Source organism: Komagataeibacter diospyri, assembly GCF_006538165.1.
In the GTDB taxonomy this organism is placed as follows: domain Bacteria; phylum Pseudomonadota; class Alphaproteobacteria; order Acetobacterales; family Acetobacteraceae; genus Komagataeibacter; species Komagataeibacter diospyri.
This window is the reverse complement of the sequence record NZ_BDLU01000032.1, coordinates 114,994-130,037: the sequence shown is the minus strand read 5'-3', so window position 1 is coordinate 130,037 and position 15,044 is coordinate 114,994. Positions and strand designations below refer to the sequence as shown.

Annotated in this window: 15 protein-coding genes and 2 tRNA genes; all 17 read left to right on the top strand. The window is 60.9% G+C overall.

Annotated elements, in window-relative coordinates:
- The first annotated feature begins 88 nt into the window (after positions 1-88).
- The 17 genes from MSKU9_RS06565 to MSKU9_RS06485 all read left to right on the top strand — a co-directional run bounded on the left by MSKU9_RS06565 (position 89) and on the right by MSKU9_RS06485 (position 14,771).
- Positions 89-376, top strand: coding sequence for an HU family DNA-binding protein (locus MSKU9_RS06565; RefSeq protein ID WP_007399823.1), 288 nt, complete (start codon positions 89-91; stop codon positions 374-376).
- 86 nt (positions 377-462) lie between these two features.
- Positions 463-537 (top strand) — tRNA-Val (locus tag MSKU9_RS06560).
- A gap of 39 nt (positions 538-576) precedes the next feature.
- Positions 577-653 (top strand) — tRNA-Asp (locus MSKU9_RS06555).
- Positions 654-940: 287 nt separating this feature from the next.
- Positions 941-1,306 carry an NADH-quinone oxidoreductase subunit A gene (locus MSKU9_RS06550; RefSeq protein ID WP_010506373.1) on the top strand — a complete coding sequence of 122 codons (366 nt, stop codon included), beginning with the start codon at positions 941-943 and terminating at the stop codon, positions 1,304-1,306.
- Positions 1,307-1,329: 23 nt separating this feature from the next.
- Positions 1,330-1,911, top strand: a complete 582-nt coding sequence (locus MSKU9_RS06545) for a NuoB/complex I 20 kDa subunit family protein (protein ID WP_141260759.1) — start codon at positions 1,330-1,332, stop codon at positions 1,909-1,911.
- Positions 1,904-2,578, top strand: coding sequence for an NADH-quinone oxidoreductase subunit C (locus MSKU9_RS06540; protein ID WP_141260521.1), 675 nt, complete (start codon positions 1,904-1,906; stop codon positions 2,576-2,578). Before MSKU9_RS06545 ends, MSKU9_RS06540 begins: the two co-directional genes overlap by 8 nt.
- 7 nt (positions 2,579-2,585) lie before the next feature.
- Positions 2,586-3,842 carry an NADH-quinone oxidoreductase subunit D gene (locus MSKU9_RS06535; RefSeq protein ID WP_141260520.1) on the top strand — a complete coding sequence of 419 codons (1,257 nt, stop codon included), beginning with the start codon at positions 2,586-2,588 and terminating at the stop codon, positions 3,840-3,842.
- A 5-nt stretch (positions 3,843-3,847) separates the two neighbouring features.
- Positions 3,848-4,498, top strand: a complete 651-nt coding sequence (locus MSKU9_RS06530) for a complex I 24 kDa subunit family protein (RefSeq protein ID WP_141260519.1) — start codon at positions 3,848-3,850, stop codon at positions 4,496-4,498.
- 5 nt (positions 4,499-4,503) lie between these two features.
- Positions 4,504-5,829, top strand: coding sequence for an NADH-quinone oxidoreductase subunit NuoF (gene nuoF, locus MSKU9_RS06525; RefSeq protein ID WP_141260518.1), 1,326 nt, complete (start codon positions 4,504-4,506; stop codon positions 5,827-5,829).
- A 5-nt stretch (positions 5,830-5,834) separates the two neighbouring features.
- Complete coding sequence (gene nuoG / locus MSKU9_RS06520) at positions 5,835-7,895, top strand: NADH-quinone oxidoreductase subunit NuoG (RefSeq protein ID WP_141260517.1); 2,061 nt, start codon at positions 5,835-5,837, stop codon at positions 7,893-7,895.
- Positions 7,896-7,900: 5 nt separating this feature from the next.
- Positions 7,901-8,923, top strand: a complete 1,023-nt coding sequence (nuoH, locus tag MSKU9_RS06515; RefSeq protein ID WP_141260516.1) for an NADH-quinone oxidoreductase subunit NuoH — start codon at positions 7,901-7,903, stop codon at positions 8,921-8,923.
- Complete coding sequence (gene nuoI / locus MSKU9_RS06510) at positions 8,923-9,411, top strand: NADH-quinone oxidoreductase subunit NuoI (protein WP_141260515.1); 489 nt, start codon at positions 8,923-8,925, stop codon at positions 9,409-9,411. The genes nuoH and nuoI overlap by 1 nt, the downstream gene beginning before the upstream one ends.
- Before the next feature lie 78 nt (positions 9,412-9,489).
- On the top strand, positions 9,490-10,263 hold the full coding sequence (locus MSKU9_RS06505) for an NADH-quinone oxidoreductase subunit J (protein ID WP_141260514.1): 774 nt from the start codon (positions 9,490-9,492) through the stop codon (positions 10,261-10,263).
- Positions 10,256-10,579 (top strand): NADH-quinone oxidoreductase subunit NuoK, encoded by a 324-nt coding sequence (nuoK, locus tag MSKU9_RS06500; RefSeq protein WP_038508161.1) that lies wholly within the window; start codon positions 10,256-10,258, stop codon positions 10,577-10,579. Before MSKU9_RS06505 ends, nuoK begins: the two co-directional genes overlap by 8 nt.
- Before the next feature lie 5 nt (positions 10,580-10,584).
- Positions 10,585-12,522 (top strand): NADH-quinone oxidoreductase subunit L, encoded by a 1,938-nt coding sequence (gene nuoL / locus MSKU9_RS06495; protein WP_141260513.1) that lies wholly within the window; start codon positions 10,585-10,587, stop codon positions 12,520-12,522.
- 26 nt (positions 12,523-12,548) lie between these two features.
- A complete protein-coding gene (gene nuoN / locus MSKU9_RS06490; protein WP_141260512.1) occupies positions 12,549-13,973 on the top strand; it encodes an NADH-quinone oxidoreductase subunit NuoN in 1,425 nt (474 codons plus the stop codon).
- Between the two features lie 3 nt (positions 13,974-13,976).
- Positions 13,977-14,771 (top strand): biotin--[acetyl-CoA-carboxylase] ligase, encoded by a 795-nt coding sequence (locus MSKU9_RS06485; protein ID WP_141260511.1) that lies wholly within the window; start codon positions 13,977-13,979, stop codon positions 14,769-14,771.
- Positions 14,772-15,044 lie beyond the last annotated feature (273 nt).

The following is a 15,044-nucleotide window of genomic DNA, read 5'->3' as shown; positions in this document are numbered from 1 at the left end:
TGAGAAAAAACAGCGGCATAGTGCGTGCAGAAATGCGGCGCGACTTTTGAATGATTGCGTAGGCGCACAGTACAAAGAAAGGCGTAAAATGGAGAAGCCACTTAACAAGCAGGAACTCGTCGCTGCGGTAGCCGAGGAAGCCGATCTGGCCAAGGCAAAGGCTGGCGAAGTGGTTGATGCGGTTTTCGGTGCGATCGAAAAGGCGCTTGCAAGCAAGCAGGAAGTCCGTCTGGTTGGTTTTGGTACGTTCGTGACCGCAACCCGCAAGGCGGCCAAGGGGCGTAACCCCCGCACGGGTGAACCGCTGGACATTCCGGCTTCCACCTCCGTGCGTTTCAAGCCGGGCAAGAACCTGAAGGAAGCCGTCAGCAAGTAAGGCTGGCTACTTTTTCAGGTAAAAAAAAGAAGGGGCAATCCATTTTTTGGGTTGCCCCTTTTTTTGCAATCGCTTAGTAGGGTCGCGGGCGATTAGCTTAGCGGTAGAGCATCTCGTTTACACCGAGAGGGTCGGCGGTTCGATCCCGTCATCGCCCACCATACTTCCCATGCTTTCATATAAGCAGGGACATACACCACGCGGGTGTAGCTCAGTTGGTTAGAGCGCCGGCCTGTCACGCCGGAGGTCGCGGGTTCGAGCCCCGTCACTCGCGCCATTACGGCACAATCCATTATTGTCCGCACCGCGCCAGATGCAGCCGCACTGGCGTTTTTTTTGTGCCCGCAGTCCACACGGAAAAATGAAAACAATATTTCGTGCCATTTAAGTAATGGTCACGCAATATTGACGGAAATGGTCCGGTATATATCCTCACAGTAATGTTCACCAAAGAACACGGTTAAGTAACTGTTCCCATCAGCACGTTGGGTCTAGCATCCCGGAAGCCATACATAAGTCGTTCAAGACACCCGATGGCGGATTAACAGGTTGGGAACACGGAAGATGCATTCCGTTATCGCTGATTATTTGCCCGTACTCATATTCGGGTGCATTGCGGTGGTGATCGCAGGCGCAATGCTGGGCAGTTCACTGCTGTTTGGCCACCAGAAGCCGTATGCCGAGAAAACGTCCGCATATGAATGTGGTTTCGAGGCATTCGACAATGCGCGTCATCGTTTTGACGTGCGGTTCTATCTGGTGGCGATCCTGTTCATCATTTTCGATCTGGAAGTCGCATTCCTGTTCCCGTGGGCGGTCAGCCTGTCGCGGATCGGGTGGTTTGGTTTCGCGTCCATGATGGGTTTCCTGGGCGTTCTGGTGGTCGGCTTCATCTATGAATGGAGCAAGGGCGCGCTGGACTGGGATTGAGCATGACAAGGGGAGGCGCGCCAATGGGTAGCAACGATACATCCGGGCCGGACCGGCCCGCGGACAGTATTGCGTGGAACCGGGAAATGCTGCCGCCGGGGCCGCAGCAGGATGCGGTCATCAAGGGCATTACCGGCGAAATCACCGAAAAGGGCTTTGTGGTCGCAAGTCTGGACAAGCTGGTGAACTGGGGGCGGACCGGCAGCCTGTGGCCCATGTCCTTCGGGCTGGCGTGCTGTGCCGTGGAAATGATCCACGCCTACATGCCGCGTTATGATCTGGACCGCATGGGCATCATCCCGCGCGGGTCACCACGCCAGTCGGACGTGATGATCGTGGCGGGCACGCTGACCAACAAGATGGCCCCGGCACTGCGCCGGGTCTATGACCAGATGGCCGAGCCGCGCTGGGTCATTTCCATGGGGTCGTGCGCCAATGGTGGCGGGTATTACCATTATTCCTATTCGGTGGTGCGCGGCTGCGACCGCATCGTGCCGGTGGATGTGTACGTGCCCGGCTGCCCCCCCACGGCGGAGGCGCTGATCTACGGCATCCTGCAACTGCAGAAGAAAATCCGCAGGACAGGGACGATCCGCCGTGGCTGATCCTGCAAACATTCCCCCCATTACCGTCGCGGCGCCGCGTGTCGTGTCGGGATCGCTGGGCGTAATCGCCTTCCGTCTGTCCACCACTGTTCCGGGTATTATTTCAGCCGGGATCGAGAAGGGGGAGCTGGTGGTGCGCACCACGCGCCATCGCCTGCTCGACCTTATGACCATGCTGCGTGATGACCCGCGTTATGCCTGCCAGCAGGTGATGGATATCTGCGGCGTGGACTTTCCCGAACGGGCCGAACGGTTCGATGTGGTCTATAATCTGCTGTCGGTTACCCATAACCACCGCATCCGCGTGATCGTGACCACGGATGAAACATCGCCCGTGCCGTCCGTCCATCAGCTCTGGCCCGCTGCTACATGGTGGGAACGCGAATGCTATGACCTGTTCGGCGTACTGTTCACTGACCAGCCGGATCTGCGCCGCATCCTGACCGATTACGGGTTTGAAGGGCATCCGCTGCGCAAGGATTTCCCCCTGACCGGTTATGTCGAGCTGCATTACGACGAGGAACGCCGTCAGGTGGTCTATGGGCCGGTCGATCTGGTGCAGGATTTCCGCAATTTCGATTTTGAATCCCCATGGGAAGGCATCCTGACCCTACCGGGCGATGAAAAGGCGCATGCCGACCGCCAGGACATGAAACGACAGGGATAGGCGACAGATGAGCGACGTAACCCTTCGTAGTGATACGGATATTCCCGACAGCATGCTGCCGGAAGACAGTGATGGCGAGGTCAAACGCCATGTGGTGGAAATTGATTCCCACGCACTGAACTTCGGGCCCCAGCATCCGTCCGCCCATGGCGTGCTGCGGCTGGTACTGGAAATGGAGGGCGAGGTCGTCGCCCGCGCCATTCCCCATGTCGGGCTGCTGCATCGCGGCACGGAAAAGCTGATTGAGTACAAGACATATCCCAAGGCGCTGCCGTATTTTGACCGCCTCGATTACGTCTCGCCGATGTGTGAGGAACAGGCCTTCGCGCTGGCAGTGGAAAAACTGCTGAATATCGAAGCCCCGGAACGCGCGAGGTGGATCCGGGTCATGTTTGCCGAGATCACGCGCATCCTGAACCATATCCTCAATCTGACCTCCTTCGGGCTGGACTGCGGCGCGCTTACGCCCGCGCTGTGGGGGTATGAGGAACGCGAAAAGCTGATCGAGTTCTATGAGGCCGCGTCCGGTGCGCGTTTTCACGCCAATTACGTCCGCCCCGGTGGTGTCGCGCGCGACCTGCCCGCGGGGCTGGAGGAACGCATTGCCGACTGGGCGCGGACCTTTCCCAAATGGATCGATGATCTGGAATCGCTGCTGACCAGTAACCGCATCTGGAAACAGCGTACGGTGGGTATCGGCGTGTTCACGACCGAACAGGCCCTGGCCTGGGGCTTCAGCGGCCCGTGCCTGCGCGCATCGGGGGTGCCGTGGGACCTGCGCCGCAGCCAGCCCTATGACAATTACGACAAGGTCGAATTCAACGTGCCCGTGGGCCGGCAGGGCGACTGTTATGACCGTTACCTGATCCGTGTCGCGGAAATGCGCGAGAGCGTAAAGATCATCAACCAGTGCCTTGAACAGATCCGTCCTGGCCCGATCAAGGTGCGCGATCACAAGATCACGCCTCCGCCGCGGCGCGAGATGAAGCGGTCGATGGAAGCGCTGATCCATCACTTCAAGCTGTTTACCGAAGGCTATCACGTGCCACCGGGGGCCACTTACACCGTGACCGAAACGCCCAAGGGGGAATTCGGTGTGTATCTGGTGGCCGATGGCAGTAACCGGCCGTATCGCTGCAAGATTCGGCCTACGGGTTTTTCCCATCTCCAGGCAATCGACGAGATGTCGCGCCGGCACATGCTGGCGGATGCCGTGGCCATTATCGGGTCGCTCGACCTGGTGTTTGGCGAGATTGACAGGTGACCGACATGTCCGTCCAGCCCAACGCGCCCGAGGGCGCGGAACCGACCCAGTTCGCATTCGATGCCGAAAGCGAGCAGCAGATTGCGACCATCCTCGCCAAGTATCCGCCTGAACGTAAGGCAAGTGGCGTGCTGCCGCTGCTGTATGTCGTGCAAAAGCAGATGGGCCGCCAGACCGGCAGCGCGTGGATACCCCGCGTGGCCATGGATGTGGTGGCCGAACGTCTGGAAATGGCTCCGATCCGGGTTTACGAGGTCGCAACCTTCTACCTCATGTTTAACACCAAACCGATTGGCCGGTACCACCTGCAGGTGTGCACCACCACATCGTGCTGGCTGCGTGGTTCGGATGACGTGACGGCGGCATGCAAGGCGGCGACGGGCATCAGGGCGTTTGGTGAGACCAGTAGCGACGGCCTGTTCACCCTGACGGAGGTCGAATGCCTTGGTGCCTGCGCCAATGCCCCGATCCTGCAGGTCGATGATGATTACTACGAAGATCTGGACGGTCCGCGCACCATTGAACTGATCGAGGCGCTGAAGCGTGGCGAACGGCCCACGCCCGGTCCCACCATAGACCGCCTGAACTCCGCCCCCGCCGGTGGGCGCAAGGTGCTGGTGGAAGACGCGGCGCAAAAGCCGCAGGGGCAGGGGTAAGGAACATGCTGCAGGACAAGGATCGCATCTTCACCAACCTGTATGGCCAGAATGACTGGACGCTGGCTGGCGCGCGCGCACGGGGCGACTGGGACGGCACGGCGGAAATACTGGCGCGCGGGCGCGATGCCATCATTAACGAGATGAAGGCGTCCGGCCTGCGTGGGCGCGGTGGCGCGGGTTTTCCCACTGGCGTCAAATGGTCGTTCATGCCCAGGAAGAATGACGGGCGACCGCATTACCTGGTGATCAACGGCGACGAATCAGAACCCGGAACCTGCAAGGACCGCGAGATCCTGCGCCATGACCCGCACAAGCTGGTGGAAAGCGCGCTGATTGCCTCCTTCGCCATGGGGGCGCATGCGGCCTATATCTACATTCGTGGCGAGTTCCATAACGAGGCCATGCACCTGCAGCACGCCATTGACGAGGCGTATGCGGCGGGACTGATCGGCAGGAATGCCTGCGGGTCGGGCTGGGACTTCGATTTCTACATCCACCGGGGTGCCGGTGCGTACATATGTGGTGAGGAAACCGCCCTGCTGGAAAGCCTGGAGGGCAAGAAGGGCCAGCCGCGCATGAAGCCGCCGTTCCCGGCGGCCATGGGCCTGTATGGCTGCCCCACCACGGTCAACAATGTGGAAAGCATTGCCGTTTCCGCCACCATCCTGCGCCGGGGGGCTGCGTGGTTCTCCGGGTTGGGGCGGCCCAACAACGCGGGCACCAAGCTCATGGCCATATCGGGCCACGTCAACACGCCCTGCGTGTTTGAAGAAGAGCTGGGCGTGCCCATGAAGGACCTGATCGAAAAGCATGGCGGTGGCGTGCGGGGCGGGTGGGACAACCTGCTGGCGGTCATTCCCGGTGGCTGTTCAGTGCCCATGCTGCCGCGCGATGTGTGTGACACCGTGCTGATGGATTACGACAGCCTGCGCGCCGAAGGCTCCGGCCTTGGCACCGGCTGCATGATCGTAATGGACAAATCCACCGACATCATCGCGGCCATCGCCCGCTTCTCGAAATTCTTCAAGCATGAAAGCTGCGGCCAGTGCACCCCGTGCCGCGAGGGCACGGGATGGATGATGCGCATCATGGAACGCATGGTCGAAGGCCGCGCCGAAATCGAGGAAATCGACATGCTGGAACAGGTCACCCGGCAGGTGGAAGGGCACACCATCTGCGCGCTGGGCGATGCGGCGGCATGGCCGATACAGGGGCTGATCCGCCGGTTCCGGCCCGTCATGGAAGAACGCATTCATGCCTACAAGGCAGCCCATGGCGGCACGCGGTCCGTGCAGGTGCCTGCGGGCCTGGTTGAAGCTGCGGAGTAGGAACAGTGGTAAAAGTAACCGTTGACGGTATTCCGGTTGAAGTCCCCGCAGGTTCCTCCGCGCTGCAGGCGTGTGAGGCGGCGGGCAAGGAAATCCCGCGTTTCTGTTATCATGAACGCCTGTCAGTCGCGGGCAATTGCCGGATGTGCCTGGTCGAGGTATCGGGCGGGCGCAAGCCGGTGGCCTCATGCGGTTTCCCGATTGGTGACGGGATGCAGATATTCACCGATACCGAAGTCGTGCGCCGCGCCCGTCGTGCGGTGATGGAATTCCTGCTTATCAACCACCCGCTGGACTGCCCCATATGTGATCAGGGTGGAGAATGCGACCTGCAGGACCAGGCCTTCGGCTATGGCGCGGATCATTCCCGCTATCGCGAAAACAAGCGCGCGGTGACCGATAAATATCTTGGCCCACTGGTCAAGACGGTCATGACGCGCTGCATCCAGTGCACGCGCTGCATCCGCTTTTCGACCGAAATCGCGGGCGTGCCCGAACTGGGCGGGATTTCACGCGGTGAAAACCTTGAAATCACCAATTATGTTGAAAAGGCCCTGACATCCGAACTGTCGGGAAACCTGATCGACATCTGTCCCGTGGGCGCGCTGACATCGCAGCCGTACGCGTTTACCGCCCGGTCATGGGAACTCAGGCGCACGGATTCCATCGACGTATGTGACGCGGTGGGGACCAATATCGTCATGCATGCACGCGGGGCGGCAGTACTGCGCATCGTGCCGCGCATCAATGACGAGGTGAACGAGGAATGGCTGTCGGACAAGGGACGGTTCGTGGTCGATGGTTTCCGCCGTCGGCGCCTTGACCGGCCATGGGTGCGGGTGGATGGCAGATTGCAGCCCGCAGGCTGGCAGGATGCCTTTGCCACCATCGCGACACGGCTGAAAAGCGTGCCGGGTGAGCGCATCGGCGCGATTGCGGGCGACATGTGCGATGCTGAAAGCATGATGGCGCTGAAGGACCTTATGGGAACACTGGGGTCCAGCAATATCGACTGCCGGCAGGACGGGGCGAAATACGATATGTCGCGCCGTGATTTCTATACCTTCAACAGTGGCATTGCCGGTATCGAGGATGCGGACGCGCTGCTGATCGTAGGCTCCATTCCCCGGCAGGAAGCGCCCGTGCTGAATGCGCGTATCCGCAAGCGTTTCCTTGCGGCCGGGCGGGGTGGTTTTCCCATCGGCATGATTGGCGCGCCCAATGCCGACCCGACCTACACGGCCGAGGTACTGGGTGCTGGGCCGGATACGCTGGCTGAACTGGCAGACGGGAAGCTGGCGTTTGCCGATGTGCTGAAAAACGCGGAAAAGCCCATGGTCATTCTCGGTCATGGCGCACTGACGCGGCCCGACGGACAGGCAATTGCAAAGGCATGCTGGGATCTGGCGGTGCAGGTCGGGGCCATTACGCCTGACTGGCATGGATTCAACGTGCTGCACACGGCCGCCAGCCGCGTTGCCGGGTTGGACCTTGGCCTTGTGCCCGGACCAAAAGGCCGTGACGTGGCGGGCATGCTGGATGGCGGGGTGGACGTGCTGTGGCTGCTGGGTGCGGATGAATTCGCAACCGACCGCATCGGGCCGGAAACCTTTGTCATCTATCAGGGCCATCATGGCGACGCGGGGGCCGCGCGGGCGGACGTGATCCTGCCCGGCACGCTATATGCCGAAAAGCCCGGTACCTACACCAATACCGAAGGGCGGGTGCAGGAAGCGTTCCGCGCCATCATGCCGCCCGGTGATGCGCGCGAGGACTGGCGCATATTACGCGCCTTTTCCGAAGTTGTGGGGCGCAAGCTGCCCTACGACACGATCGAGGCCCTGCGCGCACGCATGGTGCGGGCCAACCCGGCATTCGGGGTTGCGTGGGCCCGCCACGGCACATCAGACATGACGCCGCCGCAGGCAGGAACGGTCATCATGTCCAGTGATCCGTTCCATCCGGTCATTGCTGATTATTACCTGACCCATGCCATGTGCCGCGCCAGTCCCACCATGGAAACCTGTTCTGGGATTTACGTGCGTCCCGCAATCGCGGCGGAGTAGGCAAGATGGCAGATTTCTTCTTTCACACCACGCTGGGCCAGCTTCTGCTGATCGTGCTGGAAACGCTGGCGGTACTGGTGCCGCTGCTGCTTGGGGTTGCATACCTGACGCTGGCCGAACGTAAGGTGATGGCCGCCATGCAATTGCGCAAGGGGCCGAACGTGAACGGCCCGTTTGGCGTGCTGCAGGCCTTTGCCGACGCGATCAAGATGCTCACGAAGGAGACGGTGATCCCGTCGGGTGCGAACCGGATGCTGTTCCTGTTCGCGCCGTTCCTGACATTTTCGCTGGCGATGGTGGCATGGGCGGTGATCCCTACGGGCAACGGGCTGGCCATCGCCAACATCAATGTGGGCGTGCTGTACCTGCTGGCGATTTCATCGCTGGGTGTTTACGGCATCCTGATCGCGGGGTGGGCGTCCAATTCCAAATATGCCTTTCTTGGTGGCCTGCGGTCGGCCGCACAGATGGTGTCCTACGAAGTGTCCATCGGGCTGGTGATCGTGTCGGTCCTGCTGGCGGTGGGCAGCCTCAACCTGAATGACATCGTGCTGGCGCAGCGCAACGTATGGTTCTGCCTGCCCATGTTCCCGATGTTCATCGTGTTTTTCATCTCGGCACTGGCCGAGACCAACCGCGCGCCATTCGATCTGCCGGAAGGCGAGAGCGAACTGGTGGCGGGCTTCTTCGTCGAATATTCCGCGCTCGCCTTCGGTCTGTTCTTTCTTGGTGAATACGCGAACATGTTCCTCATGTCTGGCATGGTCAGCATCCTGTTCCTGGGTGGATGGCTGCCGCCGCTGGGGATCGCGCCCTTTACATGGATACCGGGGCCGCTGTGGCTGATCGCGAAGATCCTGTTCTGCCTGTTTGTCTTCATCTGGGTGCGCGCGACATTCCCCCGCTATCGCTATGACCAGCTCATGCGGCTGGGCTGGAAAGTGTTCCTGCCCTTCTCGCTGGCGTGGATGGTGCTGAGCGCGGGATTCCTGATGGTAACGGGCCTTCTGCCCGGAGGAGCAGGCTGATGGGTACCTTAAGCAAAGCCGCCCGGTCCATGCTTCTGTCCGAACTGGTGACGGGCATGAGCGTGACACTGAAGGCGTTTTTCAAACCAAAGGCCACGATCAACTACCCTTATGAAAAGGGCGTGCTGTCACCGCGCTTTCGTGGCGAACACGCGCTGCGTCGTTACCCCAACGGGGAAGAACGCTGCATTGCGTGCAAGCTGTGCGAGGCGACGTGTCCGGCGGAAGCCATCACCATCGAGGCCGAACCGCGTGATGACGGTTCCCGCCGGACCACACGCTACGACATTGACATGACCAAGTGCATTTATTGCGGCCTGTGCGAGGAAGCATGTCCGGTCGATGCGATTGTCGAAGGCCCGAATTATGAGTTCGCGACCGAAACCCGCGAAGAACTTATGTACGACAAGGACAAGCTGCTGGCCAATGGCGACCGCTGGGAAAGCGTCCTTGCCCGCAGGCTCGAACTTGATGCCCCGTACCGCTGACATCGCACGGCGGGCGCAGCACCGGCCAGCCCCGTCATGCCAGCAGGAGGAAACATCCATGCTGCAGGAAGCTCACCCATGATGACCCAGATTGTCTTTTACGTTTTTGCGGCGGTTCTGGTCCTGTCCGCCACCATGGTGGTGTGCGCGCGCAACCCCGTGCATTCGGTACTGTTCCTCATCCTTGCATTCTTCAATGCGGCGGGGCTGTTCCTGATTGCGGGGGCCGAATTCCTCGCGATGACGCTGGTGATTGTCTATGTCGGCGCGGTCGCGGTCCTGTTCCTGTTCGTAGTCATGATGCTGGATGTCAATTTCGCGCGGATGCGTGAAGGCGTACAGCGCTACGCGCCCATTGGTGGCGTGGTTGGCGGCGTGCTGCTGGTTGAACTGATCATGGCGTTCACCCGCTGGCGCGTGGCGTCCAATATTGATCAGGTCGGGCACATTGTTCCGTCGTCGCCCACGCGTACCAATACGGCGGCGCTGGGGGACGTGCTTTATACCCACTACATCTTTCTGTTCCAGTCCTGCGCACTGGTGCTGCTGGTGGCCATGATCGGCGCAATCGTACTGACGCTGCGTGACCGGCCGACCGGACGTCGCCAGAACATCGACCGCCAGCATGACCGCACGCCCGCCGACAGCCTGGAAATGCTGCAGGTTCCGCTGGGCGTGGGTGTTGCGGCACAGGGCGGCTTCCTGCGTCCGCATACGTCATACGACGTGGCGTCCGTCCCCGGCAGCTATGGCACGCAGGCGTGGCGTGAACAGGAAATGGAAGAAGAAACACAAACCGCGCTGGTGGTCATTACCCCTGCGGCAGGCACGAAAGGACAGGACAATGCATAGCGCGATTGAGGGGATTGGTCTTGGGCCATACCTGAGCATTGGCGCAATCCTGCTGGTTCTGGGCGTGTTCGGCATTTTCGTGAACCGCAAGAACGTCATCATCATTCTGATGTCGATCGAACTGATCCTGCTTTCGGCCAATATCAATTTCGTGGCGTTTTCGGCTGCTACCGGCGACCTGTCGGGGCAGGTGATGACCCTGTTCGTGCTGACCATCGCGGCGGCGGAATCCGCCATCGGGCTGGCCATTGTCACGGTCTATTTCCGTAATCGCGGCTCGATCGAAGTCGATGATATCACGATGATGAAGGGGTAAGGGAAATGCAGACGGCATCCTTCCTTTTTGAAGTAGCGGTGTTCGCGCCCCTTATCGGCTTTCTGGTGGCGGGCTGTTTCGGTCACCTGATGGGTGACGGGGCGGCGCGGCTGACCACGATCGGCCTCATGACCTGTTCGGCGCTGGCGGCCATTGGCGTGCTGGGGTTCGAGATGGGCGATGTGGGCACGTTTGTCGTGCCGGTGGCCGACTGGGTCCATGCCGCGGGTTTCCGTGCCGACTGGCAGCTGCGCATGGACATGCTTTCGGTCAGCGTGGTGGCCATGGTTACCGTTGTTTCCCTGCTGGTGCATGTGTACAGCGTGGGCTACATGGCTCATGAAGCGCGGCCGGTGTACCGCTTCTTCTCCTACCTGTCGCTGTTCACGTTCGCCATGCTCATGCTGGTGACGTCGGACAACCTGCTGCAGCTGTTCTTTGGCTGGGAAGGGGTGGGTCTGGCCAGTTACCTGCTGATTGGCTACTGGTACGACCGGCCATCCGCCTGTGCCGCCGCCATCAAGGCGTTTGTGGTCAACCGTGTGGCGGACCTGTTTTTCCTTGTCGGAATTTCGCTGATCTTCATCCGGCTGGGCAGCGTGTCGTATGAGGAAATCTTTGCCGCCATTCCCTACCATGTGAATGACACGTTCGTGCTGTTCGGCACGCATCCGCTGTATGAAGTCATTGCCACGCTGCTGTTCATCGGGGCCATGGGCAAGTCGGCGCAGCTGTTCCTGCACACATGGCTGCCTGATGCGATGGAGGGGCCAACCCCGGTTTCCGCCCTGATCCATGCGGCAACCATGGTCACGGCGGGCATCTTTCTTATGGTGCGTATGTCGCCGCTGGTGGAACTGGCCCCGGTAACGCGCGACCTGATCGTGCTGGTTGGGGGCACCACCAGCTTCTTTGCCGCGACCGTGGGGCTGGTGCAGCCCGACATCAAGCGCACCATTGCCTATTCCACCTGTTCGCAGCTGGGCTACATGTTCGTGGCCGTTGGTGTCGGGGCCTATCAGGCGTCCATGTTTCACCTGACCACGCATGCATTTTTCAAGGCGCTGCTGTTCCTTGGCGCGGGCTGCGTGATCCATGCCGTACATGATGAACAGGACATGTTCCGCATGGGCGGGCTGTGGCGGAAAATCCCTTTCACCTATGCCGCCATGTGGATCGGCAGCCTTGCACTGGCCGGTATCTTTCCCTTTGCCGGTTACTGGTCAAAGGATGCGATCCTGGAGGCCGCATGGATGTCGGACAGCACCATGGGCCATTATGGCTGGGTCATGGGGTGCATCACCGCATTCCTGACTGCGCTGTACAGCTGGCGCCTGATCTTCCTTGTGTTCCATGGCAAGCCGCGGGAGGCGCACCTGCATGACGGCGCGCATGAAAGCCCGGCGTCCATGCTGCTGCCGGTGGGGCTGCTGTCCGTGGGTGCGGTGATTGCGGGTATCGTGCTGGAACCGTTCTATATCGGCAGCCACCAGGCAGCGTTCTGGAACGGGGCGATTGCCGCAATTCCCGGTCATGACGTGATTGAACGTCTTGAACAGACGCCCGGCTTCATAGCACTGGTGCCGACATTCGCCGCCGTATTCGGCATCGTCGTGGCCTATGTCTGCTATGTCGCAAGCCCCGGCATTCCGGCCGCACTCGCGCGCAGCCTGCGTCCGCTTTACCTGTTCCTGCTGAACAAATGGTATTTCGATGAACTGTATGACGTGGCCATCATCCGCCCCTATCGCGCGGTTGCGCGTCTGTTGTGGAAGGGCGTGGATGAAGATGTGGTCGAAGGCATACCCGAAGGGCTGGCCCGCCTGACCGCAGGCAGTGCGGGGCAGGCCGTGCGCATCCAGACCGGGTCGATGGCGGTCTATGCCTTTTCCATGCTGATCGGGCTGGTGGTGCTGCTGACCACCATGCTGTTCTTCCGCTAACCCCAGGCATGTCAGGGCCAATACCAATGAACTGGACACTTGCGCTGCCCGAAATCGTGCTGGCCCTGTCGGGGCTGGTCATCCTGCTTGCCGGGGTGATGCAACGGCGCGGGCAGGCCTTCTTTTCCTGTGCGATGATGACGCTGCTGGCTCTGGTGGTCACGGGCATCCTTGTCGTGTTTTCGCCCGATGGCACCGGGTACAACCACATCTTCATCAATGACGGCTTCGCCCGTTTCATGAAGGTGCTGAGTTTGACAGGGGCCGCCCTTTCAGTCGTGCTGAGCGTAGGGTACGCGCGGGAAATGGAAATCGACAAGTTCGAATTCCCTGTCCTGATCGCGTTTTCCACGCTGGGCACGATGATCATGGCGTCATCGGGAAATCTCATGACGCTGTTTGTCGGGCTGGAACTGTCTTCGCTGTCTATCTACATCCTGTGCGCCTTTGCCCGTGACCGGGTAACGGCGGCGGAAGCGGGGCTGAAGTATTTCGTGCTGGGATCGCTGGCGTCGGGGCTGCTGCTGTATGGCATCTCGCTGGCATACGGTTTTGCCGGAACGATGGAATATGCCGGCCTGCAGCAGGCCGTGCGCGGTAGTGCGGTGCTGCCCGCGGGGCTTATGGTAGGCATTGTGTTCGTGCTGGTGGGACTGTGCTTCAAGCTGTCCATGGTGCCGTTCCATATGTGGACGCCCGATGTGTACCAGGGTGCGCCCACGTCGGTCACCGCCTATATGGCCGGTGCGCCCAAGATCGCGGCATTCGCGGTGCTGCTGCGCGTCATGGCCGGTCCCTTTGGCAGCATGACGCCGCAGTGGCAGTTGCTGATTGAAATCGTTTCCGCCGCGTCCATGGTGTTCGGGTCGCTTGCGGCCATTCCGCAGGGCAATATCAAGCGGCTCATGGCGTATTCCTCCATCGGGCACATGGGTTACGCCATGATCGGCATGGCGGCCGGCACGGCAGAGGGCACGCGCGGTACGCTGGTCTATCTGGTGACCTATCTGTTCATGAATGTCGGTGCGTTCGCGGGCATTGTCGCCATGCGCCGCAAGGGGCATGCGGTCAGCCGGATCAGCGACCTGTCCGGTCTGGGCCGCACGGATCCGGGCATGGCACTGGCCATGGCGGTGTTCATGTTCTCCATGGCGGGCGCGCCGCCGCTGGCCGGGTTCTTTGGCAAGCTTATGGTATTCTATGCCGCGATCAACGCGCATCTTTACGGGCTTGCGGCAATCGGTATCATCAGCAGCGTGATCGGGGCGTATTACTATATCCGGATCGTCAAGATCATGTTTTTCGATGCCGCCGCCCCGGCGCTGGACCGCTCGCCTGTTTCCGTGTCGTTCGTATCGGTGGGGATGGGGCTGGTGACCACATTCTTCGTGGTGGGGCTTGGTCCTGTCGCAACAGCGGCACAGGCGGCGGCGAGCGCATTGTTCAGGTAACGCATGACCCAGCCCGCCCGCCGTCCGTCCATTGTCCCGATCCCCCGTGGCGGCGGGGCCGCATGGCGGATGGAGGTGCATGACAGGCTGGGATCAACATCCGACCTGTGCAAGGCCCGGCTTGAGGCGGGCGAAAGGGAGGATGGTGTTGCCATACTCGCGCTGGAACAGACGGCGGGACGTGGCAGCCGGGGGCGCGAATGGAACGATCCCGGTGGCAATCTGGCCCTGTCGGTCATGCTGGTGGGGCAGGGGGCGGACGTGCCGGTGGGGCTATGGCCCTTCATTGCGGGACTTGCACTGTATGACGCCATTACAGGTTACGTGCCCGCCGGTCATACGCTGGAACTGAAATGGCCCAATGACCTGCTGCTGGATGGGGGCAAGATGGCCGGTATCCTGATCGAAACCGGGATCGGGGCAGGGGGGTCGTGGCAGGTGATCGGCATTGGGGCCAACCTGCGCGCCAGACCCGATATCGCAGGCCGCACGCTGTCCTGCCTGGCGGACTGCCAGGCCGATGTGCCGGCGGCACCCGACGTGGCGTACAGGCTTCTGCACCATCTGGACCTGTGGCTGTCGCGTTACCGGGCCCATGGATTTGGCGCCATCCGTGCGGCGTGGCTGGAACGCGGGCACGCGATCGGCACACCCATACGGGTTACGGCAGGAAACCAGCAGTTTACCGGCACGTTTGCAGGGTTGGGGGATGACGGTATCCTGTTGCTGCGCACGTCCGAAGGGGTGCGGCGCGTGGTGACGGGGGAAGTGCTGCTGGCCCCTGCGAACCCAGAATAATCGGCCCCAGCCAAGGAAAGAGATTTAAGTTGGCGGGATTACATGATAATCCCATGCGTGATTTTATGGCGAAAGGTGTCGAGCGCCGTTCCCCCATACCGGGCGGGATGGGCTGCTCCACCCGACGTCACCAGGGCAGGCGGACCGGCGACAGGCTGGCGCCGGACAGGATTTTGGCCCCGACCGGGCTGACAGCAGGGCACGTACAACGGCACGGAACGGGCGTTCCTGTGCCATTTTTCAAACGCATCTGAAACCATGGTAACTGATACA